The organism is Streptomyces sp. NPDC002669, from assembly GCF_042889165.1.
Classification (GTDB): domain Bacteria; phylum Actinomycetota; class Actinomycetes; order Streptomycetales; family Streptomycetaceae; genus Streptomyces.
Genome location: NZ_JBIAQQ010000023.1, coordinates 40351 through 63363, shown reverse-complemented (window position 1 = coordinate 63363; position 23013 = coordinate 40351). Strand labels below are relative to the sequence as shown.

The following is a 23013-nucleotide window of genomic DNA, read 5'->3' as shown; positions in this document are numbered from 1 at the left end:
CCGGGCCCGGGCGCCGCACCCGGGCCCTAAGCGCTTGCTCAGGGTCGCGGTATGGTGTTCGTCCTGCTGATGAGAGGGGCGAGGGACGATGAGCACGGCGGAGGAGACCGACGGCGACGCGCCGTGGGCCGAGGTGACGCCCGAGGCGGCCAGGCGGCTGCTCGTCGCCGCCGTCGACGCCTTCGCCGAGCGCGGATACCACGCCACCACCACCCGTGACATCGCGGGCCGGGCGGGAATGAGCCCCGCCGCGCTCTACATCCACTACAAGACGAAGGAAGAGCTGCTCCACCGGATCAGCCGGATCGGCCACGACCGGGCCCTGTCCGTCCTGGAGGCCGCCGCCGACGGCGGCGGCACGGCCGCCGAGCGGCTGGCCGAGGCCGTGCGGTCCTTCGTCCGCTGGCACGCCGAGCGGCACACCACCGCACGCGTGGTCCAGTACGAACTCGAAGCCCTCGGCGAGGAGCACCGCGCCGAGATCGTCGCCCTGCGCCGCAGGAGTGACGCCGTGGTCCGCCGGATCATCGGCGAGGGGGTGCGGGCGGGGGAGTTCGACGTCCCCGACGTGCCGGGCACCACGCTCGCGGTGCTCTCGCTCTGCATCGACGTGGCGCGCTGGTTCAACGCGCAGGGCAGCCGGACGCCGGACGAGGTCGGCGAGCTCTACGCCGGCCTCGTGCTGCGGATGGTCGGCGCCGAGCGGTGACGGCCGCGCGGGGCCGTGCGACGCCGGGTGCGCCGCGCCGCCGCGGGCGGGGGCGCGGCGACGGCCGTCAGAAGTAGTAGCGCGACACCGACTCGGCCACGCACACCGGCTTGTCGCCGCCCTCGCGCTCGACCGTGACGACGGCGGTGACCTGCACGCCGCCCCCGGCCTCCTCGACGCCCTTCAGGACCGCGCTCGCGCGCAGCCGCGAGCCCACGGGCACGGTGGAGGGGAAACGGACCTTGTTCGTCCCGTAGTTGATGCCCATCTTCATGCCCTCGACCCGCATGACCTGAGGGACGAGCGCGGGCAGCAGCGAGAGCGTGAGGTAGCCGTGGGCGATGGTGGTGCCGAACGGTCCGGACGCGGCCCGCTCCGGGTCCACGTGGATCCACTGATGGTCGCCGGTGGCCTCGGCGAAGAGGTCGATCCTCTTCTGGTCGACCTCCAGCCAGTCGCTGTGTCCCAGTTGCTCGCCCACACCGTCGCGCAGCTCCTGCGCGGACGTGAAGATCCTCGGCTCCGCCATGTTCCCGGTCCCTGCCCTTCCAGCTCCATGCCATCCCTGAGCGCACTGTCTAAGCGCTTGCTCAGCATGGTTCGCGGGTGCGTTCCTGTCAACGACGGACCGCCGGGTGGGCGGGCAAGTAGGGTTGGATGAGTGCCCCAGATCCCACAGACGCTCCACGAGCTCACGGTCGGACAGCTCTCCGCGCGCAGCGGCGCGGCCGTCTCGGCCCTGCACTTCTACGAGGCCAAGGGCCTGATCAGCAGCCGCCGTACCAGTGGCAACCAGCGCCGTTACGCCAGGGACGCGCTGCGCAGGGTCGCGTTCATCCGGGCGGCGCAGCGCGTGGGCATCCCGCTCGCCACCATCCGGGACGCCCTCGCCGAGCTTCCCGAGGAGCGCACCCCGAACCGTGAGGACTGGGCGCGGCTGTCCGCCGCCTGGCGCTCCGAACTGGACGAGCGGATCAAGCGGTTGGCCCGGCTGCGGGACCACCTCACCGACTGCATCGGCTGCGGCTGCCTGTCGTTGGAGAACTGCGTGCTCTCCAACCCGAACGACATCTCCGGCCAGCGGATGAGCGGTTCGCGCCTGATGCCGGAACGCCCGTCGTCCGAACGCACTCCGGCCGAGAGTCCGGCGCCCGAATGCCCGCCGGGCGACTGCCCGTAGCCCCGGGGTCCGGGGCCGGGCGGGCGTCATCGGGAGGTGCCGCCGGGGCCCCGCGGGTCATGCCACCGAGGCGAGGTCCCGGCGCCGTGCGCCCCGGGCCGCGGCCAGCGCCCCCGGCGTGAGCACCGGCTGCGGCACCACGATCCCGCATCCCGCGCACACCGGTCCCGGGACGGGCCCGTCCCCGGCCTCCTCCCGCCAGTGCATCTCGGTCCCCGCGCACACCGGACAGGCCGTGCCCGGCCCGGACTCCAGGGCCGCGATCAGCCGGTGCAGCACCTCGGCGAGCGGCGCCGACGGGTGCACCGCCGGGTCCGCGCAGCGGGCGACCCCGTGGCCGCCCCGGGTGTGCCGGTGCCAGTCGTCGAACGCGCCGGGGCTGCGCAGCCCGTCGTGCTTCTCCCGTCTGCGGCGTTCGGCGAACCCCGCCTCGTGGCCCAGCCAGACCGTCCGCGCCGCCTCCAGCTCGTCCAGTGCGCGGATCAGCCGCGCCGGGTCGGGGGAGCGGTCCTCGGGTTCGATCCCGTGCCGGGCGCACAGGTGGTGCCAGGTCGCCCGGTGCCCGTACGGGGCGAACCTCTCCAGGCACTTGCGCAGCGAGTACCGCCGCAGTGCCAGGTCGATCCGTGGATCGCGGACCTGTCTCGCAAGACTCCGAAAACCGGCCATTGCACTGCCACCTCCGTCGCTCGTACTCCGCCGTCGTCGTACTTCGGTGTCAATGACTTGACGTACGGCCCCCCGATTTGGATCCCGGGACGGCGCAGAGGTGTCCGGCGGGCGGGGGTGCGGCGGCGCGCGGACGGGGGAGGAACGGCGCCATGTGATGATTCAGAAAATGTGACGGTTGCTCATCTTACCGGCGGAGCCTACCGCCAGTAACCTCCGGCCCACAGGCCACTTGGAGGAGCGCTCATGCCCCCACGCACCGTCAAGCCCAGAGCCGCCGCCATCGCGGCGGTCCTCGCACTCGGCGCCGCTCTGCTCGCGGCCTCGCCGCAGTCCGGCGCGGCCGCCGCGGAACCCGCACCCGTCACCGACCACTGCCGGGGACAGTGCGACGACATCCTGCCCCCCGGCGAGAACGGCAACGCCACCCTCGTCGAGATCCTCGGCAACAAGACGCTCGGTACGCACCCCGCCCACAGCGACGACCAGCTCGACCGCTACAACGGCCTGGTGGCCGGCCACACCGGCCTCACCGACCAGAAGCTCACCGAGTTCTTCAACGACGCCTCCTTCGGCGTGCCCGAGGGCCAGGTCGAGTCCGTCACCTCGCCGCGCAGCGACGTCACGATCACCCGCGACAAGGCGTCCGGCGTCCCGCACATCAAGGGCACCACCCGCTACGGCACCGAGTTCGGGGCCGGGTACGCGGCCGGGCAGGACCGGCTGTGGCTGATGGACCTCTTCCGGCACATCGGGCGCGGCGAGCTGACCTCGTTCGCCGGCGGCGCGCTCGCCAACCAGGGCCTGGAGCAGCAGTTCTGGCCGCAGGCCCCCTACACCGAGGCCGACCTCGAAGCCCAGGTCGAGTACATCAGGACCCATGAGGGCGCCCGCGGCGAACAGGCCATGGCCGACGCCCAGGCGTACGTCGACGGCATCAACGCGTACCGCGAGAAGTCCAAGAACGGCCGCTACTTCCCGGGCGAGTACGTCCTCACCGGAAAGATCGACGCCATCACCAACGTCGGCGAGATCCAGCCGTTCAAGCTGACCGACCTGATCTCCATCGCCTCCGTGGTCGGCGGCCAGTTCGGCGGCGGGGGCGGCGGCGAGGTGCAGGCGGCGCTCTCGCTGCTCGCCGCCCAGCAGAAGTACGGCGTGGCCGAGGGCACCAGGGTCTGGGAGTCGTTCCGTCAGCGCGAGGACCCCGAGGCCGTGCTGACGGTCCACGACGGCACCTCGTTCCCGTACGCCCGCAAGCCCGACCAGGCACGCGGCACCGCGCTCCCCGACGCCGGGTCCGTCACGGCCGAACCCCTCATCCACGACCGCACCGGCTCCGCGGGCACCGACCGGAAGGCGCGCGTCGAGGCACCGGCCGGGCTCAAGAAGGCCCAGGGCATCTACGACGACGGCGTCATTCCCGGGGGCTCGCTGCCCGGATCGGGCGCCGGCGCCCAGAAGCGCGGCATGTCCAACGCCCTGCTGGTCTCCGGGAAGCACACCGCGAGCGGCAACCCGATCGCCGTGTTCGGGCCGCAGACCGGCTACTTCGCCCCGCAGCTGATGATGCTCCAGGAACTCCAGGGGCCCGGCATCAGCGCCCGCGGCGTCTCCTTCGCCGGCGTCGGCATGTACGTCCAGATGGGACGCGGCCAGGACTACGCCTGGAGCGCCACCTCGGCCGGCCAGGACATCACCGACACCTACGCCGTCGAACTGTGCGAGCCCGACGGAACCACCCCCACCAAGGAGTCCACGCACTACCTGAACCGGGGCACCTGCACCGCCATGGAGACGCTGTCGCACACCAACTCCTGGAAGCCGACCGTCGCCGACTCCACGGCGGCCGGCTCCTACCGGATGCAGGTGCGGCGCACGGACTACGGCATCGTCACCCACCGGGCCACCATCGACGGCAGGCCCGTCGCGTACACCTCGCTGCGCACCACCTACCGCCACGAGGCCGACTCGATCATCGGCTTCCAGATGTTCAACGACCCGGACTACGTCAAGGACGCCGCCTCCTTCCAGCGGGCGGCGAGCAACATCGACTACGCGTTCAACTGGTTCTACGCGGACTCCCGCACCGCCGCCTACTACAACAGCGGCATGAACCCGGTGCGCGCGGCGGGCGTCGACCCCGCGCTGCCGGTGCGGGCCGAGCGGGCCTACGAGTGGCAGGGGTACGACCCGGCCGGCAACACCGCCGAGTACACCGCGTTCGCCGAGCACCCGCACTCCAACGGCCAGGACTACTACGTCTCCTGGAACAACCGGCAGGCCGAGGGATACGCCACGGCGGGCTTCGGGTTCGGCGCGGTGCACCGCGGGGACCTGCTGGACGACCGGGTGGCGAAGCTCGTCGAGGAGGGCGGGGTGACCCGGGCCTCCCTGACCCGGGCCATGGCCGAGGCCGCGATCACCGACCTGCGCGGCGAACAGCTGCTGCCCGAACTGCTGAAGGTGATCCGCTCCCAGCCGGTCACCGACCCGGAACTGAACGCCGCGGTCCAGCAGTTGGAGTCCTGGCGGGCGGCCGGCTCGCAGCGCCGGGAGAGCAGCCCGGGATCGCACGCGTACGGCCACGCCGACGCGGTACGGATCATGGACGCGTGGTGGCCGAAGCTGGTCGAGGCGGAGTTCGGCCCCGGGCTCGGCAGTGAGCTGTACGGGGCGCTGACCGCCAACCTCGCCACCGACGAGTCCCCGGCGGCCAGCCACGGCCCGAGCGGGGCGCACAGCGGATCGGCTTTCCAGTACGGCTGGTGGGGCTTCGTGGACAAGGACCTGCGCCAGGTCCTGGGACAGAAGGTCGAGGGGCCGCTGGCCCGTACGTACTGCGGCGACGGGGACCGGGCCGCCTGCCGTGACGTGCTGCTCGCGGCCCTGGAGCGGGCCGTGGCGCAACCGGCCACGGAGGTCTACCCGGGGGACGGCAGCTGCAAGGCGGGCGAGCAGTGGTGCTCGGACTCGATCGTCCACCGGGCGCTGGGCGGGATCACCCAGAAGGCCGTCCACTGGCAGAACCGGCCGACCTACCAGCAGGTGGTGGAGTTCCCCACCCACCGGTAGGGCGCTCTCCGAGAACGGCGCCGTCCGGCCCCTCTCACCGGTACTGGAGGTACCGCCTGCGCACGGCCCGGAACGCGGCGAGGTCCTCCGCCCACGCGCCCACGACCTCGTCCGTGTCCGCGCCCGCGTCGATCATCGTGCGGACCCGGGTGTTGCCGGTGAGCTTGTCGATCCAGTTGTCGGACCGCCACGCGAACCCGCTCCAGGTCCGCTTCGCGGTCACCAGCAGCGCGATCCCGGTGCGCACCGGGTCGAAGACCTCGCGGTCGTGGACGTGCAACTGCACGCCGCCGACCGTCTTGCCCTGGAACTTGGAGAACGTCGGCGCGAAGTACGCCTCGCGGAACGCGACCCCGGGCAGGTCGAGCGCGTTCGCCGCCGCCGCCCAGCGGCGGTCGACGCCCTCCGCGCCGAGCAGTTCGAACGGCCGGGTGGTGCCGCGCCCCTCGGAGAGGTTGGTGCCCTCGAACAAGCAGGTCCCCGAATAGACGAGCGCGGTGTCGGGGGTGGGCATGTTGGGGCTCGGCGGCACCCACGGCAGCCCGGTCGCGTCGAAGAAGTCCGAACGCCGCCAGCCGGACATCTTGACGATGCGCAGGTCGACCGGGCGCTCGGCGAAGAACTCCGCGTTGAACAGCAGCGCCAGCTCGGTGACCGTCATGCCGTGCGCCTGCGCGATCTCCCGGCGGCCCACGAACGTGCCGAACGCCGGGTCGAGCACCGGCCCGAGCGCCGCCCGCCCGGTCACCGGGTTCGGCCGGTCCAGGACGACGAACCGCTTGCCCGCGAGCGCCGCCGCCTCCATGCAGTCGTACAGCGTCCAGATGTAGGTGTAGAAGCGGGCACCCGCGTCCTGGATGTCGAAGACCACCGTGTCCACACCGGACGCGGTGAAGACGTCAGCGAGCGGCTGACCGCTCTTCAGGTACGTGTCGTAGACCGGCAGTCCGGTCGCCGGGTCGTCGTACCGGCCCTCCGAGCCGCCGGCCTGCGCGGTGCCGCGGAAGCCGTGCTCGGGGCCGAAGACGGCGACCAGGTCCACCCGGTCGTCCGGATGCATCACGTCGACGATGTGCCGCACGTCGGAAGTGATCCCGGTCGGGTTGGTGACGATCCCGACCTTCTCCCCCCTCAGCAGGGAGTAGCCGTCCGCCGCCAGCCGGTCGAAACCGGTGCGGACCCGGCCGCGCCCCCGGCCCGACGCGGGGGCGGCGTTCGCGGCCCCGGTCTGGGCGGCCGTCGCCGCGAGCGCCCCCATCGCACCGCCGGCGGCCAGCAAACCACGTCTGGACAGGCTCATTCGGCTACCTCCATGATCGCGACCTCTGTCATGGTCACGCACGCTAGCGCGCGTTCAGGCCATACGGAATGAGCCGGACGTGACGGGTGTGACGGGTGTGCCTGCCGGGCGGGGCCGGTCCCGTCGGCCCCGTTGGTCCCGGCAGGCCGCCCCCGCGCTTCCGCCCCGACGCGTCCACCGCTCCGCCCGGGCGCGTCCACCCCTTCCGATTCGACATACCGACTGGTTAGTCTGCCGGGGGAGTCGGCTGAGAGAGGCGGGACCGATGGGTGACACGGTGCGGGGCGCGGGCGTGGTGGTCACGGGGGCCGGTGGCGGCATCGGCGCCGCGCTGGCCCGCCGGTTCGCCGAGGAGGGCGCGCGGGTCGTGGTCAACGACCTCGACGCGGCCGGCATCGGGCCGCTGGCCGAGGAGATCGGCGCCGTGGCCGTCGTCGGCGACGCCTCACGGATCGTGGCCGAGGCCCGGGACGCCCTCGACGGCACCATCGACGTCTACTGCGCCAACGCCGGCCTCGCCTCGCCCGGCGACGTGCTGGCCGACGAGGAGGTCTGGGCCGCGGCCTGGGACGTCAACGTGATGGCCCACGTCCGCGCCGCCCGGGCCCTGCTGCCGGACTGGCTGGAGCGCGGCAGCGGCCGGTTCGTCTCGACCGCCTCCGCCGCCGGACTGCTGACGATGATCGGCGCCGCCCCGTACAGCGTCACCAAGCACGGCGCCGTCGCCTTCGCCGAATGGCTCTCCCTCACCTACCGCCACCGCGGCGTCAAGGTCCACGCGATCTGCCCGCAGGGCGTGCGCACGGACATGCTCGCCGCCGCCGGATCGGCGGGCGAACTCGTCCTCGTCCCCGGCGCCATCGAGCCCGCCGCGGTCGCCGACGCGCTCTTCGACGCCATGGCCGAGGACCGCTTCCTCGTCCTGCCGCACCCCGAGGTCGCCGGGTACTACCGGGCCCGCGCCAAGGACACCGACCACTGGCTCGGCAGCATGAACCACCTCCAGCAGAAGTGGGAGGAGACCCGCGCATGAGCGAGTCCGTCTACGCCGCGAAGCCCTGGCTGCCGCTGCTCAGCGAGGCCCAGCGGGCCCCCGTCCACCCCGCCGGGAGCCTGGTCCACGCCTTCCGGGAGTCCGTCGTACGCGCCCCCGACCGCACCGCCCTCGCCTACTTCGACGGCCGCCTGAGCTACCGCGAGACCGACGCGCTCTCCGACTCGGTGGCAGGCCACCTCGCCGCCGCGGGCCTGGCCCCCGGCGACCGGGTCGCGATCATGCTCCAGAACACCCCGCAGTTCGTGCTCGCGCTGCTCGGCGCCTGGAAGGCCGGGGCCACGGTCGTCCCGCTCAACCCCATGTACAAGTCCGGCGAGGTCGGCCACGTACTGAAGGACGCCGAGGTCACCGCGGTGATCTGCGCGGACCGGACCTGGGAGGCGTACCTGCGGGACACCGCGGCCGGCGTCCCGGCCGTACGGATCGCCCTCACCACCAGCGAGCTGGACCTCCAGACCCGCGACGACGAACGCGTGCTCGGCTTCGAACGGCTGCCGGTGCCCGACGACACCGACGACCTGGTCGCCGTCGCCCGGCAGGGCCTCGAAGCCCCCGGGGGCCGCGAACCCGCCTCCGCCGGCACCGCGCTGATCAGCTACACCTCCGGGACCAGCGGCACCCCCAAGGGCGCCCTGAACTCCCACGGCAACATCATGGTCAACGCCGAGCGGCAGCGCGCCGGGCACCCCGTCGCCGAGGGCTCCGCGTACTTCGCGCTCGCCCCGCTCTTCCACATCACCGGCATGGTGTGCCAGCTGGCCGCCTGCCTCACCAACGCGGGCACCCTCGTGCTCGCGTACCGCTTCCACCCCGGCGTCGTGCTCGAAGCCTTCGCCGAGCACCGCCCCGCCTACACCGTGGGCCCCTCGACCGCCTTCATGGCCCTGGCCGCCCACCCCGACGCCACCCCCGACCACTTCGCCTCCTTCGCGGTGATCTCCTCCGGCGGCGCACCGCTGCCGCCCGCGCTCGTCGAGAAGTTCCGGGCGGGCTTCGGCCCGTACCTCCGCAACGGTTACGGCCTCACCGAGTGCACCGCCCCCTGCGCCTCCGTGCCCCCGGAGCGGGAGGCCCCCGTCGACCCGGCCTCCGGCACGCTCTCGGTCGGCGTCCCCGGCCCCGACACGGTGGTCAGGATCCTCGACGAGAACGGCGCGGAGGTCCCCCTCGGCGAACAGGGCGAGATCGCCGTCCGCGGCCCCCAGGTCGTCTCCGGCTACTGGCGCATGCCCGAGGCCACCGCCGCCGCCTTCCCCGACGGCGAACTGCGCACCGGGGACATCGGCTTCATGGACGGCGCGGGCTGGCTCTACGTCGTCGACCGCAAGAAGGACATGATCAACGCCTCCGGCTTCAAGGTCTGGCCGCGCGAGGTGGAGGACGTCCTGTACACCCACCCGGCGGTCCGGGAGGCGGCCGTCGTCGGCGTCCCCGACCCCTACCGGGGCGAGACCGTCCGCGCCTGCGTCAGCCTCCGGCCCGGCGCCTCGGCCGGACCCGAGGAGCTGAGCGCGTACTGCCGGGAACGGCTCGCCGCGTACAAGTACCCGCGCGAGGTGGAGATCCTGGCCGAGCTGCCGAAGACGGCGAGTGGGAAGATCCTCAGGCGGGAACTGCGTTCCCCCCGGTAGATCCGGTTCGCCCCGGGCCCGGGAGCCCGCACGGATCGGTCGGGCACGGCACGGAAGGAAGGCGGCGGCAATGACCAAGGCGACGGACGAGGACACCGCTCCCGTCCCCCGGCGACTGCTGGCCGCCGCCACCCGGCTCTTCGCCGAGCGCGGCTACGACCGCACCTCGGTCCAGGAGATCGTCGAGGCCGCGGGCGTCACCAAGGGCGCGCTCTACCACTACTTCGGTTCCAAGGAGGACCTCCTCCAGGAGGTCTACTCCCGGGTGCTCCGGCTCCAGCAGGAGCGCCTCGACGCCTTCGCCGACGCCGACGCCCCCGTCGAGCGGCGGCTGCGCGACGCCGCCGCCGACGTGGTCGTCACCACCATCGAGAACCTCGACGACGCCTCGATCTTCTTCCGCTCCATGCACCACCTGAGCCCGGAGAAGAACAAGCAGGTACGGGCGGAACGGCGCCGCTACCACGAGCGCTTCCGGGCCCTGGTGGAGGAGGGCCAGCGCAGCGGGGTGTTCTCCACGGCCACCCCCGCGGACCTCGTCGTCGACTACCACTTCGGCTCGATCCACCACCTGTCCACCTGGTACCGGCCCGACGGTCCGCTGGGCCGCCAGGAGGTCGCCGACCACCTGGCCGACCTGCTGCTGCGCGCGCTGCGCCCCTGACCCCGGCGCCGGCCGGGGCACGGCCCCGCCCGGCTACCGGCGGCGCACCTCGGCCATGAAGCAGCCGAACTCCACCGCCCGTACGTGCACCAGCGCCACCGCCGGGTCGGCGAAGACACCGCTCAGCACGTCGTCCACCTCGGCGGCCCGCTCCACGGGGATCTCCACCAGCGTCCCCCCGAGGATGTGCCCCCGGGCGTCGTAGGCGCGCAGCACCCGGCGGGCGCCGTGCATCGCGGCCGGATAGCCGGGCCCGGCGGTGTGCCCCGGGCACTCCTCGGCATGGATGAAGACGGGACCGCATTCGTCGTACGGCCCCGGCTCGGCCCCGGTACCGGCCGCCCAGCGGCGCAGCGGCGCGTACGAGACCAGGACGATCCGCTCACCGGCCTCGCTGTGCCGCAGACAGCAGCGGAGCGGGGCGCCGCCCTCGGGATCGGTGACGGGGCGGCGGGCGGCCCCGGCGTCGTCCCGCTCGCGCAGCCGCTTCAGCACGGCGGGGGCGATGGCCCGCGTCTCGTGGAGTGTCGTCATGTCGTGGACTGTCGTCATGGCTCCAGCATCGGCACCGCGCCGTCCCCGTACCGGCGGAAAACGGACGTCGCGCTGGGGATTCGCGCACGGTCCCGTGCGTGGTCCGGGCCGGTCAGCCGGTCGAGGAGGGCCTCCGCGGCCGGATTGCGGGGACGGGGCGCCCGCCCCGCGAGGACCACCGTGCGGCCGGGCTCCGGCTGGCGGATGCTCACGCACGGCAGCCCCGCGTCCTCCCCGATCCGCCGCGGCACGATCGCCACCCCGATGCCGGCCCGCACGAGATCGACGAGCAGCCGGATCTGGGTGACGTCGCAGGTGATCCGGCGCTCCAGGCCGCAGTGCGCGGCCAGCCGCCGCACCGCCGTCTCCAGGCCGGTGCCCGCGCGGAAGTCCACGAACGGCTCGTCGGCGAGGTCCTTGATCAGGGTGCGTCCGGCGCTCGCCAGCCGGTGGCCCGGCGCGGTGATCAGCACCAGGTCCTCGTGCCAGGTCGCGAACCCGGCGATGCCGTCGGGGAGTTCGGCCGCGTCCGGCGCGAGATAGGCGAGGTCCAGCTCACCGGCCCGGAGCCCCGCGACCAGCTCCGGCGTCGTCGCCTCGCGCAGAGAGATCTGCACCCCCGGCCACGACCGGTGGTACGAGGCCAGCTCGGCCGCCAGATCCACGCAGGTCAGGGTCTGGATCGTGCCGATCCGCAACCGGCCGGTCGTCAGCCCCGACACGGCCGCCACGGCCTCCCGCGCGGCCCGGGTCCCGGCCAGCACCGACCGGGCCGCGGGCAGCAGCGCCCGGCCCGCCTCGGTGAGCACCACCCGTCGGCCGGTCCGGTCGAACAGCTCGGCGCCCAGCTCCCGTTCGAGATTGCGCACGGAGGTGCTCAGCGCGGACTGCACGATCAGCTCGGCCCGTGCGGCGGCGGTGAAACTGCCGTGCGTGACCACCGCCATGAAGTGGCGGAGTTGGCGTATCTCCATCCATCCACGTTATCGATGGCAGCCAGCTGATCCATCTGTTGGACCGATCACGGCGGCGGGGCGAGGCTGGAGACATGACCCACATCCAGCCGTCCGTGCGTGTCCCGGCGCTCTGGAGCGCGGCCTACGGCCCGCGCCACCGCCGGTCCGTCCGCCTCGCCGCCCGGTGCCTGCTGCGGGTGCGCGCCTTCGCCCGTGAGCTGGCACTGGCGGACCACGTGGGGTCCGGCGGCTACTGAGCGCCCGCCGGGCGGGGCGCGTCCGGGGACCGGGACCGAATTCCGTTGGTGGGGGCCGGAACGCCCCGGCTAGCATCCGACGATGCGGAAACCGGCCGACACACACCTCCACGACGCCGTGGACCGGGCCGGCACCGGCCCGGCGTCCGGGCTCCCGGACCCGCGGGACTGCCCACCGGACGCCCTGGGGCGGCTGATCCGGCACGCGGACCCCGCCCCGCGCCACCTGGGACTGGTCCTGCTCGACGAGCGGCTCGCCGCCTGCGGCCCGGCCGACGACGGGGAGCGGGCCGAACTCGCCGCGCTGCTGCCGGAGGAGCTCATGGGCCCGCCGGAGGCGGACCTCCTCCTGGCGGGGCTGTACGAACGGCTCGACCCCCACCTCCGCGGGCGCCCCCGGCCGTCCTGGCGCACGGCCGGGGCGCTGCCGGACCGGGTACGGACCGCCTGGCTGCGCGCCGACCTCCTGCACGACCCCGCCGTGCTCCGCGACGAGCCGCCCGGCGAACTCCTCCACCGGGCCGTGCGGGAGACGGACATCACCGCCGCGCACCACCCGGCACGGCTCGTGGACGAGCTGGCGGCCCACGCCGATCCGGTGCTGCGGGCCGAGGCGGTCCGGCTGGTCCGGCAGGGCCTGTACGCCGGACTGCTGGCCCCGGCCCCGGCCCGGGCCCGCCTGGCCGGCCTGCTCGACACCGACGACGCCCGGGTCGTCGTCGACGCGCTGACCGAGCTCGCCGAACCGTGGGCGGCGACGGAACCGCTGCCCCGGGGACGCCTCGCCCCGTTCCTCACCACGGGGGATTCCGTGCGGGAGCGGCCCGGGGTCGCCGGGGCCGCCCTCACGACCGCCGCCCGCCACGGCCACCGCGACCTGCTGCGGCAGGCCGTCGAGGACCCCGGCCTCCCGCCGCTCCTCCGCCGACGCGGCATGGAACTGCTCGGCGAGCTGGCGGACCGGGACGACATCGGCGCCCTGACGGCCGTCGCCGCACGCGACCCGCTGCTCCTCGGCGGCCCCGCGGTGACCTGTCTGCGCGGCCTCCACCGGCGCGGACACTTTCCGGGTGACCCGGACGTCCCGGCCGTCGTCGGCCTCGCCCTGGCCGACCACTCGATCCCGCCCCACGAGGTGGCGACCGTCCTCTTCACCGCCCGGAAGGAGATGTTCCGGGCGCTGACGGAGGCGGCGGCCGACGCCCCGGACCGGCCCCGGCGGCTCGCCCTGCTGGTGGCGCTGGCCGGGCAGGGGGCCGGCGACCTGCCGGTCGGGGACGCGATCACCCGGCTGCTCCCGTCCGCCCCCGACCCCGTGCCGTTCCTCGACGCGCTCCGCGAACTGCGCCACGAGGACGCCGAGGAGGCCGTGCTCGCCCTGCTCCCCCGGGCACCGGCCGCGGCCCTGGAGACCCTGGAGGCGATCGGCGGCCACCGCACCGTACGGGCCCTGCGGGACGGGCTGGGAATCGCGACGGACACCCCGGAACCGGGTGGGATCGCACCCCATCTGCGCGCCGTGCGCGACCGCGCCCTCGAAATCCTCTGGCAGCTCACCGACGACCCGGAACGGCGCCACGACCTCCTCGCCCGGCTGGACCCCCTCGGCCTGCCGCCCCGCGTCGCGGCCGGGCTCGGCGGCCCCGACGAGCGGGAACTGGCCCTGCTGGGCTCCCGCGTGGACCCGGACGAACCGGTGGCGGCGCTGTGCGGGCTGGCCGCCCACGGCACCGCCGCCACCCTCCCGGCCGTCGCCGACCTGCTGCTGCGCGTCGTGGCCGACCTGGCGGCGTCATGGCGCCCGGACGCCCCCGCCCGCACCGGGGAACACGGACAGCCGGCCGGCGAGCCCGTGGTGCCGCAGGAGGTCCTGGACGCCGTGGCCGCCCTGGGCCGCAGGCTCCACGGGCGGGGCGCGATCAGACCGGTCTGCCTGCTGGGCGCCGCGGACGCGCGGGAGGCCGGCCACGCCCTCGTCGCCACCACGGCACTGGACCTGCTGGACCGGCCGGGGCTGTCCGACGCCGAACGGGCGATCCTCCTCGAAGCGCTGCTCCGGGCCCCCTGGGCGGGCACCCGGGCCCGGGTGCACCGGATGCTGCGCCACCGGGACCGGCACGTGCGCAAGCACGTCATCGCGCTCCTCGCCCGCGACACCACCGGCGAGGACGCGCAGGCGCTGTCGGCCTCGCTGACCGCGCTGACCACCGCCCGGGACATCCAGACCGTGCGCCAGGCCCTGCACGCCCTGGGACACGCCCGCGCCCACTGGGCGGGCACCGCGATCGCCGCCTGCCTCGACCACCCCAACATGAACATCAGGAAGACCGCGGCCGAGGCCCTGGTCCGCGCGGGCACTCCCGCGGCGCTCCCGAAGCTGCTGTTCCGGCTCGGGCACGACGACAACCCCGGACTGCGCACCGCACTCCTCGCGGCCCTGCGCACGGTCCTCGGCGACGCCTGCGCGGCCACGCTGCTGGCCGCCGCCGAGCACAGCCACGACGCCCGCTCCCGCGAACGGCTGCTGGCGGGCCTCGACGGCGCCCTCACCGTGCGCGCGATCCTCGCGCTGGAGGAGCAGCGGTCCCCGGTGGCCGCCGAACTGCTCGCCCTGGTGGCGTCGGGCCGGGTCACGGCGGCCTCGGGGGACGTGGACGCCCTCGTACCGGCCCTGGCCCGGCACGGGATCGCCGTACCGGACGCCGGGCGCCCACCGGCGGCCGACGCGGCGGCCCGGGAAGCCGACCGGGACGTGGCGGCGCTGGTGGCCGGGGGCTGGAACCCCTCGCTCGCCCTGCGGATCGCCGACCGGGACGGGCCGCTGCGCCCCGGCCGGGCGGACGAACTGCGGCCGATGCTGGACCACTGGCTCCGCCTGGCCGGCTCCCGGCCCGCGCACCGGCGGAAGGTCATCCGGTTCGTGCTGCGGATCTGCGCCACGTCCCGGCCCGCCGGGGAACCCGCCACTCCTCCCCGGCCTGCTGGGGAACCCACCGCCCGCACCTGGCCCGCCGGCGAATCCGCCGCCCGCGCCCGGTCCGTCGGGGAACCCACCACCCGCACCTGGTCCGCCGGGGAACTCGCCGTCCTCGCCCGGTCCGCCGGGGTGCTGCTCGACGCGCTCGCCGACGCCCGGGACGAGGACCGCCACGACCTGATCGCCGTACTGGAGGAGGCCGCGCCGGTGACGACGGCCGCCCGCAGGCCGTCCGCCATCGCCTCGGTGCGGGCCCTGCGCCCCGCCCCCGCCGCACCGCACCGGTCCACGCTGACGCTGCTGCGCCGCCTCGGCGCGGTGCCGGTCCGCGCCGACCTCGACCGGGCGCTCGCGGGCGCCCGGCTCGGCGCCGATCCGTGGCGGGCCGAAACCGACGTGCTGCGCGAGGCGTTCACCGTTCCGGAACCCGGCACGGCCCCCCTTCCCGCCGGGACCCGGGCCTGGCGGGCGGCCCTGGAGACGGCGGTGCGCACCCCGGACGGGACGGCAAAGTTCCGCGGCCGGGACGACGGCACGGTTCCCTCGCGGGACCGGTTGAACGCGCTGATCGAGGCGTACCGGGGCGCCGACGACCCGGCGGTGCGGGAGGCGCTGCTCGACTGGATGACCTTCCTCCAGCCGCTCGACGCACCGCCGTCCGCCGCCCCGGGGGCCGATCGCGCGGCGCCGCCCCCGAGGCACGTCCGCGCCGACGACCTCGACCAGCCCCGCTCGGCGGCCCAGTACGAACGGCTGCTGACCATGCTGGACTCGGACGCGGCGGACCGCAGGAACACCGCCGCACGGGCACTCGCGCGATGGCCCGAGCCCGAGGCCCGGCTGGCGGTGCTCCGCGCCCATCTCCGCGGGCGCGTGGAACTGCCCCCCGGCGCCGACCCGGCCCGCGCACTGGCCGGGATCGACGAGGCGGAGCTGCGCGGCGACGGCGTACGGCCCGAGCTGGTGGCCCGCGCGGCGGCCCGGCTCGGCCCGGCGGAGCGGGAACCGCTGGTGCCGCTGCTGCTGGAGTGGTGGGAACACGCTCCGGCCGGGCTCGGGGCGGAGATCACCGACGTCCTGCGCGCCCATCCCGCCGACGCGCTGGCCGAGACCCTGGGCGAGCGGCTCGCCGCCGGGGCCTGGGGCTTCCTCGACCTGCTCGTCGGCCGGCCGCTGCTGCGCACCCCCGCGCTGACGGAGACCTGCCGCCGCCTGCGCGCGGAGGGCCGCGACGAACTGGCCGACCGGCTCCGGCTCGTGGAGGGCCCGTTGCGCGGCCCGGACGCCGCACGGCGGGACGCGGCCGCGCTCGTGGCGCTCCGCGAACGCGCCGCCGCCGCACCGGAGGGCCCCGCCCGCCCGCCGTCCCGCCGGGAACTGCTGGACCTGGCCCGCGCCGGAACCCCGGAGCAGATCTGCCGGGCCCTCACCGAACTGGCCGGCGCGCACCCCGGCCCGGACGCCGGACCGGACCACCGGCTCCACGAGCTGCTGGACGAGTTGATCACCCATCCCCGGCCCGAGGTCCGGCTGCGCGCGCACCGGACGTCACGGGTGGTGCTGGACCGGCCGGCCCATCTGCGGCTCACCGCTTCGCTGCTGGACGACCCCCGTCCGGACGTGGTGCGGATGGCGATCCGCACGCTCTGCCGCGCCGGCTGGGAGCCCGCGGCCCCCGCCGTGACGGGGCTGCTCGCCCATCCGCACGCCGTCGTGCGCGGGGCGGCGGCCGAGGGACTCGTCCAGCTGGGCCCGGCGGCGGTCCCCGCCCTCCGCAAGGCCGCCGCCCGCGCCCGCCCCGACCGGCGCTCCCGGTACACCTCGGTGCTCGACCGGATCGGGAATCCGAAGGACGGGGCCCCGGCCGGTCGTTGAGGGAAAAGGGCGCGGGGCGGGGAACGCCGGTCGCCCCGCGCCCACCGCCCCGGCCCGCACCCGCTTCCGGGCGCCGCCTACGACACGTACCGCTTGATCTCCCGCCGGGCCAGCGACCGCTGGTGCACCTCGTCCGGGCCGTCCGCCAGCCGCAGCGTCCGTGCCGCCGCCCACAGTTCGGCCAGCGGGAAGTCCTGGCCGACCCCGCCCGCGCCGTGCAGCTGCACCGCCCGGTCGAGGATGTCGACCACCGCGCGCGGGGTGGCGATCTTGATGGCCTGGATCTCCGTGTGCGCGCCCCGGTTGCCCACCGTGTCCATCAGCCACGCCGTCTTCAGGACCAGCAGCCGCAGCTGCTCCACCGTCACCCGTGCGTCCGCGATCCAGTTCTGCACCACGCCCTGCTGGGCGAGCGGCTTGCCGAAGGCCGTACGGGACACCGCCCGCCGGCACATCAGCTCGATCGCACGCTCGGCCATGCCGATCAGCCGCATGCAGTGGTGGATGCGGCCCGGCCCCAGCCGCGCCTGGGCGATGGCGAAGCCGCCGCCCTCCTCGCCGATCAGGTTCCCGGCGGGCACCCGTACGTCCGTGAAGGAGACCTCGGCGTGGCCGCCGTGGTAGTGGTCCTCGTACCCGTACACCTGCATGGCGCGGCGCACTTCGAGCCCCGGGGTGTCGCGGGGGACCAGGATCATCGACTGCTGGCGGCGGATGTCGGCGCACTCGGGGTCGGTCTTGCCCATCACGATGAAGATCTCGCAGTCCGGGTTCATCGCCCCGGAGATGTACCACTTGCGGCCGTTGATGACGTAGTCACCCCCGTCGCGCACGATCCGGGTCTCGATGTTCGTCGCGTCCGACGAGGCCACCTCGGGCTCCGTCATCGCGAACGCGGAGCGGATCTCCCCGGCCAGCAGCGGCTCCAGCCACCGCTTCTTCTGCTCGTCCGTGCCGAACTGGAAGAGCACCTCCATGTTCCCGGTGTCCGGGGCCGCGCAGTTGAGCGCGGTCGGGGCCAACTGCGGGGAACGGCCGGTGATCTCGGCGAGCGGGGCGTACTGGAGATTGGTCAGCCCGGCCCCGTACTCCGCGTCGGGGAGGAAGAGGTTCCACAGGCCCTGCCGCCGCGCCTCGGCCTTCAGGTCCTCGACGATCCGCGGGGTCTGCCACGGGGAGGCCAGCAGCGCGCGCTGCTCGTCCGCGATCCGCTCGGCCGGGTGCACGTGCTCGTCCATGAAGGCGAGCAGCCGGCCGCGCAGCTCCTCGGTGCGGGCGTCGAATGCGAAGTCCATGGGTGATCAGCCTTCCTGGAGGGTGCCGAGGCCGTGCTCGATGAAGACGGGGACGAGATCGCCGATGCGGTCGAAACCGGCGCCGACGGTCCGGCCCAGGGTGTAGCGGTAGTGGATGCCCTCCAGGATCACGGCGAGCTTGAACCAGGCGAACGCCGTGTACCAGGAGATGGCCGAGGTGTCCCGGCCGGAACGGGCGGCGTAGCGCTCGATCAGCTCGGCGGGCGAGGGGTGGCCCGCCGCACCGCTGGTGGTGGAGACGGGGGAGTGCGCCAGACCGAGGTCGGAGCTGTACATCACCAGCAGGCCGAGGTCGGTCAGCGGATCGCCGAGCGTCGACATCTCCCAGTCGAGGACGGCCTGGATCCGGTCGTCGGCACCGATCAGGACGTTGTCCAGGCGGTAGTCGCCGTGCACCACGGTGGGTGCGGGCGACCCGGGCAGTTCGCGCCCGAGCGCGGCGTGCAGTTCGTCGATGCCGGGCAGCTCGCGGTTGCGGGAGGCGTCCAGCTGCTTGCCCCAGCGGCGCAACTGCCGGTCGAGGAAGCCCTCGGGCCGCCCGAAGTCGTCGAGCCCGACGGCCCGCGGGTCCACCGCGTGCAGCTCGACCAGGGTGTCGACGAGGCCGAGCACGACCGCCCGGGTGCGTTCGGCGCCCAGCGGGGCGAGCTGCTCGGCGCTGCGGTACGGGGTGCCCTCGACGTACTCCATGACGTAGAAGGGCGAGCCGATCACCGTGTCGTCCTCGCAGAGCAGCACCGGCTCGGGCACCGGCACGGCCGTCGGGTGGAGGGCGCTGATGACCCGGTGCTCCCGCTTCATGTCGTGCGCGGTGGCCAGCACATGGCCCAGCGGGGGCCTGCGGACGACCCAGCGGCCGGTGCCGTCCGTGACGACGTACGTCAGGTTCGAGCGGCCGCCCTCGATGATCCGGGCATCGAGCGGCCCGCTCACCAGCCCCGGCCGCTCGCGGTCGAGGTGGCCGCGCAGCCGGTCGAGGTCGAGACCTGGCGGGTGGACTGGGCTCATCGGGCGCACCTCCGGACGAAAGACGGTCGCCGCCCATGATGCCGACCAGTCGGTATGTCGTCCAGGGGGCTCCCGTCATCCGGTGCGTCGACCCCGGGCCGGATCGGGCCGAAGTCTGGTGTTCAGTCGCATCCCTGAATAGAGTTCACGTATGAATACAGAGCTGCTGATCGACGAAGTCCGGCTGACCCCGATCCTGATCGCCGACCCGCCCCTGCTCAACACCCAGGGGGTCCACCAGCCCTACACCCCCCGCCTGGTCGTGGAGGTGGTCACCCGCGGTGGCGTCACGGGCGTCGGGGAGACGTACGGGGACGGCAGGTACCTCGAACTCGCGCAGCCGCTCGCCACCGCACTCGTCGGACGCCCGGTCAGCGATGTGAACGGCCTGTTCGCCCTGGCCGAGGAGGTGTGCGGTGATTCACGGGCGACCGACGACCGGGTCGAGGCGGGCGGACTGCGCGGTGTCCAGACCGCCGACAAGCTCCGGCTCTCCGTCGTCTCCGGCTTCGAGGTCGCCTGCCTGGACGCGCTGGGCAAGACCCTCGGCCTCCCCGTGCACGCCCTGCTCGGCGGGAAGGTCCGCGACCGCGTCGAGTACAGCGCCTACCTCTTCTACCGCTGGGCCGCCCACCCCGAGGGCGGCGAACGGGACGACTGGGGCGCCGCCCTCGACCCGGCCGGCGTCGTCGCCCAGGCCCGGCGCTTCGCCCGCGAGCACGGCTTCTCCTCCTTCAAGCTCAAGGGCGGCGTCTTCGAACCCGACCGGGAGATCGCCGCGATCCGCGCCCTGGCCGAGGAGTTCCCCGGCCGGCCGCTGCGACTGGACCCCAACGGCGCCTGGTCCGTGGAGACCTCGTTGTACGTCGCCGAGCAGCTGAAGGACGTGCTCGAGTACCTGGAGGACCCGGCGACCGGCACCGACGCGATGGCCGAGGTCGCCGCGGCCACCGATGTGCCGCTGGCCACCAACATGTGCGTGACCACCCTCGCCGAGCTCCCGGACGCCTTCGCCCGCGGCGCCGTGCAGGTGGTCCTCTCCGACCACCACTACTGGGGCGGGCTGCACCGCACCCGCGAACTCGCCGGGATCTGCCGCACCTTCGGCGTCGGGCTCTCCATGCACTCCAACACCCACCTCGGCATCAGCCTGGCCGCGATGACCCATGTCGCCGCCACCGTCCCCAACCTCGACTACGCCTGCGACAGCCACTACCCCTGGCAGACCGAGGACGTCATCACCACCCGCCACGTCTTCGAGGACGGCCGGCTTACCGTGTCCGACGCCCCCGGCCTCGGCGTGGAACTCGACCACGACCGCCTGGCCGCACTGCACCGGCGCTGGCTCGACGACGACGGCACCATGCGCGAGCGCGACGACGCGGCCGCGATGCGCAAGGCCGAGCCCGACTGGCGGACCCCCGCGATCCCGCGCTGGTGACGGTCCGGGCCCCGGCGCGGCCCGGCCCGGACCGGTCCGAGTTGCGGGCACCCCGGCCCGCACCGACGGTCGGTACATGAAGGCGATCAGCTACAGCAGGTACGGCGGGGCCGAGGTCCTGGAGTACGGGGAGCGGCCCGACCCCAAGGTCGGCCCGGACACGGTCCTGGTCAAGGTGCGGGCCGCGGCGGTCAACCCGGTCGACTGGAAGGCCCGCGAGGGACACCTCGACCCCGTCCTGGACGCCGTGTTCCCGGTGATCCCCGGCTGGGACGTGTCCGGCGTCGTGGTCCAGCCCGGCCTCGGCGTCGAGGAGTTCGCGGTCGGCGACGAGGTCATCGGCTACGCGCGGGAGGACTTCCTCTGCCGCGGCACGCTCGCCGAGTACATCGCCGCCCCCGTGCGGGCCCTCGCCCGCAAGCCCCGGAACCTGAGCTTCGAGGAGGCGGCGGGCCTGCCGCTGGCCGGTCTCACCGCCTACCAGGTGCTGCACCGCGCCCTGAAGGTCCGAAGCGGTGACACGGTCCTCGTCCACGCGGCGGCGGGCGGCGTCGGCTCGTTCGCCGTCCAGCTCGCCCGGCACGCCGGCGCCCGTGTCATCGGCACCGCGAGCGAACACAACCACGACCACGTCCGGCAACTCGGCGGGGAACCGGTGGCCTACGGGGACGGCCTCGCCGACCGCCTGCGGGAACTGGCCCCGGACGGCGTCGACGCCGCGTTCGACACGGTCGGCGGCGAGACGCTCCGGGTCTCCGCCGAGGTGCTGAGGCCCGGCGGGAGGCTGGCGTCCGTCGCGGACGCAGAGGTCTTCTCGTACGGCGGCCGCTACGCCTATGTGCGCCCGGACGCCGAGGACCTCGCCCGCCTGGCCGAACTGGCCGAACAGGGCGTCGTCACGGTCCACGTGGACCGGGTGTTCCCGCTGGAGGAGGCGGCGGAGGCGCACCGGCTGAACGAGCAGGGGCGCACCCGGGGGAAGATCGTCGTCACCGTGCCCTGGGAGGTGCCGGACGTCCCCGAGGCCCCGGCCGACTGACCGGCCGGTGCCCAGCCCCCACCGCCCCGCTCCCGGCCCGGTGCGGCGCGGTCTCAGAACAGCAGGACGACGGCGAACGCCGCGAGCGCGACCGTGCACGCCGCCGCGGCCAGCGCGTCGCGCGCCGACAGGGGCCGGGGCCGCGCGGTCCCCATCCCGAGCATCCGCAGATGCGCCACCCGCAGGAATCCCAGCCAGGCCAGCGCGCTCAGCGACACCGCGAGGACCCCGGTCGCGCTCACCCCGCCGTGCAGCGCCTGCCTGACCGCCAGCAGCGCCACCACCGTGCACGACAGCGTCGTGCGCCGCCACGCCAGCCGCGTCCGCTCGGGCTGCAGCCCGGGGTCGCGTTCCGCGGTGGTCACCGGCCCTCCCAGCCGAAGAGGACCACCACCACCATCGCCACGGCGACGACCGCGACCCCGAGGCCGAGCAGCGTCGGGAACCGGGAGACCGGAAGGTCCTCCCCGCGCCGCATCGCCCGCTCGCACCGCACCCAGTGGTTGACCGCGCGCAGCGCGCACAGCACCCCGGACGCCAGCAGCGCGAGCGCCAGGCCGGCCCGGACGCCCCACGCCAGCTCCGGCAGGAACTGGTCGACCGCGAAGCCGCCGCCGATCAGCGCCAGAGCCGTCCGGATCCAGGCGAGGAAGGTGCGCTCGTTGGCGAGCGAGAACCGGTAGTCCGGTGTCTCGCCCTCCTCGCGGATGCGCTGCGGCGCGAACCACAGCCGCAGACCCCGCACGAATTCGTTCACGCCCGGACCTTATCCGCCGTTTTCCGCCGAAGGGCGCCGACCGGGCTCACGGGGCCTGCCCGGCCGCCCGCAACGCCCGCAGCCGGTGGTACGCCTCCAGCCCGTCCGGCACCCACTCCCAGTCGTCGATCCGTTCCGCGAGCTCCGCCTCGGTGAGGAAGGCGTGCCAGGCGACCTCCTCCGCCTGCGGGTCCACCGGCAGTTCGCACCGCACCTGGTAGACGGCGGACCACCAGGAGTGCTCGCCCTCGTAGAGGAACGTGAAGAGCGGCTCGGGCCGGGGGAGCCCGGAGACCCCCAGCTCCTCCTCGGCCTCCCGCAGCGCCGCCTCCTCGTAGGACTCCCCGGCGCCGACCACCCCGCCGACGAACATGTCGTAGCGGGACGGGAAGACCAGCTTGGTCGAGGTCCTGCGATGGACGAAGAGGCGGCCGTCGGCGTCCCGCACCTCGATGAAGACGCAGCGATGGCGCAGGCCCCGCGCGGTGGCCTCACCGCGCGGGGCCTGCCCCACGACCACGTCGTTCTCGTCGACGATGTCCAGCATCTCGTCAGAAGGGTTCATGCT

At 74.3% G+C, this 23013-nt stretch carries 20 protein-coding genes; 10 read left to right on the top strand and 10 right to left on the bottom strand.

The features are described from left to right. Positions 1-88: 88 nt before the first annotated feature. The gene (locus ACFYW1_RS28710; protein ID WP_388999326.1) at positions 89-709 is read left to right on the top strand and encodes a TetR/AcrR family transcriptional regulator; all 621 of its coding nucleotides are present in this window, start codon (positions 89-91) and stop codon (positions 707-709) included. Between the two features lie 67 nt (positions 710-776). On the opposite strand, the gene ACFYW1_RS28705 is transcribed toward ACFYW1_RS28710, so the two are convergent. Next, a complete protein-coding gene (locus ACFYW1_RS28705) occupies positions 777-1238 on the bottom strand; it encodes a MaoC family dehydratase (protein WP_388999323.1) in 462 nt (153 codons plus the stop codon). Between the two features lie 132 nt (positions 1239-1370). Here ACFYW1_RS28705 and soxR point away from each other — a divergent pair, with 132 nt between their 5' ends. Further along, positions 1371-1889, top strand: a complete 519-nt coding sequence (gene soxR / locus ACFYW1_RS28700) for a redox-sensitive transcriptional activator SoxR (RefSeq protein ID WP_388999320.1) — start codon at positions 1371-1373, stop codon at positions 1887-1889. Positions 1890-1946: 57 nt separating this feature from the next. Here the strand turns inward: soxR and ACFYW1_RS28695 are convergent, their stop codons facing one another. Further along, complete coding sequence (locus ACFYW1_RS28695; protein WP_388999317.1) at positions 1947-2558, bottom strand: hypothetical protein; 612 nt, start codon at positions 2556-2558, stop codon at positions 1947-1949. A 246-nt stretch (positions 2559-2804) separates the two neighbouring features. Between ACFYW1_RS28695 and ACFYW1_RS28690 the strand changes: the two genes are divergently transcribed. Beyond that, the gene (locus ACFYW1_RS28690; protein WP_388999314.1) at positions 2805-5633 is read left to right on the top strand and encodes a penicillin acylase family protein; all 2829 of its coding nucleotides are present in this window, start codon (positions 2805-2807) and stop codon (positions 5631-5633) included. Between the two features lie 34 nt (positions 5634-5667). Here the strand turns inward: ACFYW1_RS28690 and ACFYW1_RS28685 are convergent, their stop codons facing one another. Beyond that, positions 5668-6933 carry an exo-beta-N-acetylmuramidase NamZ domain-containing protein gene (locus ACFYW1_RS28685; RefSeq protein WP_388999311.1) on the bottom strand — a complete coding sequence of 422 codons (1266 nt, stop codon included), beginning with the start codon at positions 6931-6933 and terminating at the stop codon, positions 5668-5670. 265 nt (positions 6934-7198) lie between these two features. On the opposite strand from ACFYW1_RS28685, the gene ACFYW1_RS28680 reads away from it, so the two are divergent. The 3 genes from ACFYW1_RS28680 to ACFYW1_RS28670 all read left to right on the top strand — a co-directional run bounded on the left by ACFYW1_RS28680 (position 7199) and on the right by ACFYW1_RS28670 (position 10285). Then, positions 7199-7966, top strand: coding sequence for an SDR family oxidoreductase (locus ACFYW1_RS28680; RefSeq protein WP_388999308.1), 768 nt, complete (start codon positions 7199-7201; stop codon positions 7964-7966). Beyond that, positions 7963-9621, top strand: a complete 1659-nt coding sequence (locus ACFYW1_RS28675; protein WP_388999305.1) for a class I adenylate-forming enzyme family protein — start codon at positions 7963-7965, stop codon at positions 9619-9621. The genes ACFYW1_RS28680 and ACFYW1_RS28675 overlap by 4 nt, the downstream gene beginning before the upstream one ends. Positions 9622-9691: 70 nt before the next feature. Continuing rightward, entirely contained in the window at positions 9692-10285 is a 594-nt protein-coding gene (locus tag ACFYW1_RS28670; RefSeq protein WP_388999302.1) for a TetR/AcrR family transcriptional regulator, read from the top strand. Positions 10286-10318: 33 nt separating this feature from the next. On the opposite strand, the gene ACFYW1_RS28665 is transcribed toward ACFYW1_RS28670, so the two are convergent. Together ACFYW1_RS28665 and ACFYW1_RS28660 are read right to left on the bottom strand one after the other, a co-directional pair. Beyond that, the gene (locus ACFYW1_RS28665; protein ID WP_388999299.1) at positions 10319-10837 is read right to left on the bottom strand and encodes a DUF1203 domain-containing protein; all 519 of its coding nucleotides are present in this window, start codon (positions 10835-10837) and stop codon (positions 10319-10321) included. Beyond that, a complete protein-coding gene (locus ACFYW1_RS28660) occupies positions 10834-11793 on the bottom strand; it encodes a LysR family transcriptional regulator (RefSeq protein WP_388999296.1) in 960 nt (319 codons plus the stop codon). Before ACFYW1_RS28660 ends, ACFYW1_RS28665 begins: the two co-directional genes overlap by 4 nt. A 74-nt stretch (positions 11794-11867) precedes the next feature. On the opposite strand from ACFYW1_RS28660, the gene ACFYW1_RS28655 reads away from it, so the two are divergent. Together ACFYW1_RS28655 and ACFYW1_RS28650 are read left to right on the top strand one after the other, a co-directional pair. Further along, on the top strand, positions 11868-12032 hold the full coding sequence (locus tag ACFYW1_RS28655; protein WP_388999293.1) for a hypothetical protein: 165 nt from the start codon (positions 11868-11870) through the stop codon (positions 12030-12032). 82 nt (positions 12033-12114) lie between these two features. Continuing rightward, positions 12115-16884: a HEAT repeat domain-containing protein gene (locus ACFYW1_RS28650; protein WP_388999290.1), complete on the top strand. Its 4770-nt coding sequence runs from the start codon at positions 12115-12117 to the stop codon at positions 16882-16884. A gap of 77 nt (positions 16885-16961) precedes the next feature. On the opposite strand, the gene ACFYW1_RS28645 is transcribed toward ACFYW1_RS28650, so the two are convergent. Together ACFYW1_RS28645 and ACFYW1_RS28640 are read right to left on the bottom strand one after the other, a co-directional pair. Then, positions 16962-18179: an acyl-CoA dehydrogenase family protein gene (locus ACFYW1_RS28645; RefSeq protein WP_388999287.1), complete on the bottom strand. Its 1218-nt coding sequence runs from the start codon at positions 18177-18179 to the stop codon at positions 16962-16964. A gap of 6 nt (positions 18180-18185) precedes the next feature. Beyond that, on the bottom strand, positions 18186-19208 hold the full coding sequence (locus ACFYW1_RS28640) for a phosphotransferase family protein (protein WP_388999284.1): 1023 nt from the start codon (positions 19206-19208) through the stop codon (positions 18186-18188). A 151-nt stretch (positions 19209-19359) separates the two neighbouring features. On the opposite strand from ACFYW1_RS28640, the gene ACFYW1_RS28635 reads away from it, so the two are divergent. Both ACFYW1_RS28635 and ACFYW1_RS28630 read left to right on the top strand, forming a co-directional pair. Beyond that, complete coding sequence (locus ACFYW1_RS28635; RefSeq protein WP_388999281.1) at positions 19360-20649, top strand: glucarate dehydratase family protein; 1290 nt, start codon at positions 19360-19362, stop codon at positions 20647-20649. A 76-nt stretch (positions 20650-20725) separates the two neighbouring features. After that, the gene (locus ACFYW1_RS28630; RefSeq protein ID WP_388999278.1) at positions 20726-21688 is read left to right on the top strand and encodes an NADP-dependent oxidoreductase; all 963 of its coding nucleotides are present in this window, start codon (positions 20726-20728) and stop codon (positions 21686-21688) included. Positions 21689-21741: 53 nt separating this feature from the next. On the opposite strand, the gene ACFYW1_RS28625 is transcribed toward ACFYW1_RS28630, so the two are convergent. Genes ACFYW1_RS28625 through ACFYW1_RS28615 form a run of 3 tightly spaced genes read right to left on the bottom strand, consistent with a single transcriptional unit; the run spans position 21742 to position 23010 of the window. Further along, positions 21742-22053 (bottom strand): DUF202 domain-containing protein, encoded by a 312-nt coding sequence (locus ACFYW1_RS28625; RefSeq protein ID WP_388999275.1) that lies wholly within the window; start codon positions 22051-22053, stop codon positions 21742-21744. Continuing rightward, entirely contained in the window at positions 22050-22445 is a 396-nt protein-coding gene (locus ACFYW1_RS28620; RefSeq protein ID WP_388999272.1) for a YidH family protein, read from the bottom strand. The genes ACFYW1_RS28625 and ACFYW1_RS28620 overlap by 4 nt, the downstream gene beginning before the upstream one ends. Before the next feature lie 46 nt (positions 22446-22491). Continuing rightward, a complete protein-coding gene (locus tag ACFYW1_RS28615) occupies positions 22492-23010 on the bottom strand; it encodes an NUDIX hydrolase (RefSeq protein WP_388999269.1) in 519 nt (172 codons plus the stop codon). Positions 23011-23013 lie beyond the last annotated feature (3 nt).

What these genes read in the sequence shown, in the direction of transcription:
- ACFYW1_RS28710 (WP_388999326.1), top strand. Translation starts at nt 89, where the DNA reads ATGAGCACGGCGGAGGAGACCGACGGCGACGCGCCGTGGGCCGAGGTG.
- ACFYW1_RS28705 (WP_388999323.1), bottom strand. Translation starts at nt 1,238, where the DNA reads ATGGCGGAGCCGAGGATCTTCACGTCCGCGCAGGAGCTGCGCGACGGT.
- ACFYW1_RS28695 (WP_388999317.1), bottom strand. Translation starts at nt 2,558, where the DNA reads ATGGCCGGTTTTCGGAGTCTTGCGAGACAGGTCCGCGATCCACGGATC.
- ACFYW1_RS28690 (WP_388999314.1), top strand. Translation starts at nt 2,805, where the DNA reads ATGCCCCCACGCACCGTCAAGCCCAGAGCCGCCGCCATCGCGGCGGTC.
- ACFYW1_RS28685 (WP_388999311.1), bottom strand. Translation starts at nt 6,933, where the DNA reads ATGAGCCTGTCCAGACGTGGTTTGCTGGCCGCCGGCGGTGCGATGGGG.
- ACFYW1_RS28680 (WP_388999308.1), top strand. Translation starts at nt 7,199, where the DNA reads ATGGGTGACACGGTGCGGGGCGCGGGCGTGGTGGTCACGGGGGCCGGT.
- ACFYW1_RS28675 (WP_388999305.1), top strand. Translation starts at nt 7,963, where the DNA reads ATGAGCGAGTCCGTCTACGCCGCGAAGCCCTGGCTGCCGCTGCTCAGC.
- ACFYW1_RS28670 (WP_388999302.1), top strand. Translation starts at nt 9,692, where the DNA reads ATGACCAAGGCGACGGACGAGGACACCGCTCCCGTCCCCCGGCGACTG.
- ACFYW1_RS28665 (WP_388999299.1), bottom strand. Translation starts at nt 10,837, where the DNA reads ATGACGACAGTCCACGACATGACGACACTCCACGAGACGCGGGCCATC.
- ACFYW1_RS28660 (WP_388999296.1), bottom strand. Translation starts at nt 11,793, where the DNA reads ATGGAGATACGCCAACTCCGCCACTTCATGGCGGTGGTCACGCACGGC.
- ACFYW1_RS28655 (WP_388999293.1), top strand. Translation starts at nt 11,868, where the DNA reads ATGACCCACATCCAGCCGTCCGTGCGTGTCCCGGCGCTCTGGAGCGCG.
- ACFYW1_RS28650 (WP_388999290.1), top strand. Translation starts at nt 12,115, where the DNA reads ATGCGGAAACCGGCCGACACACACCTCCACGACGCCGTGGACCGGGCC.
- ACFYW1_RS28645 (WP_388999287.1), bottom strand. Translation starts at nt 18,179, where the DNA reads ATGGACTTCGCATTCGACGCCCGCACCGAGGAGCTGCGCGGCCGGCTG.
- ACFYW1_RS28640 (WP_388999284.1), bottom strand. Translation starts at nt 19,208, where the DNA reads ATGAGCCCAGTCCACCCGCCAGGTCTCGACCTCGACCGGCTGCGCGGC.
- ACFYW1_RS28635 (WP_388999281.1), top strand. Translation starts at nt 19,360, where the DNA reads ATGAATACAGAGCTGCTGATCGACGAAGTCCGGCTGACCCCGATCCTG.
- ACFYW1_RS28630 (WP_388999278.1), top strand. Translation starts at nt 20,726, where the DNA reads ATGAAGGCGATCAGCTACAGCAGGTACGGCGGGGCCGAGGTCCTGGAG.
- ACFYW1_RS28615 (WP_388999269.1), bottom strand. Translation starts at nt 23,010, where the DNA reads ATGAACCCTTCTGACGAGATGCTGGACATCGTCGACGAGAACGACGTG.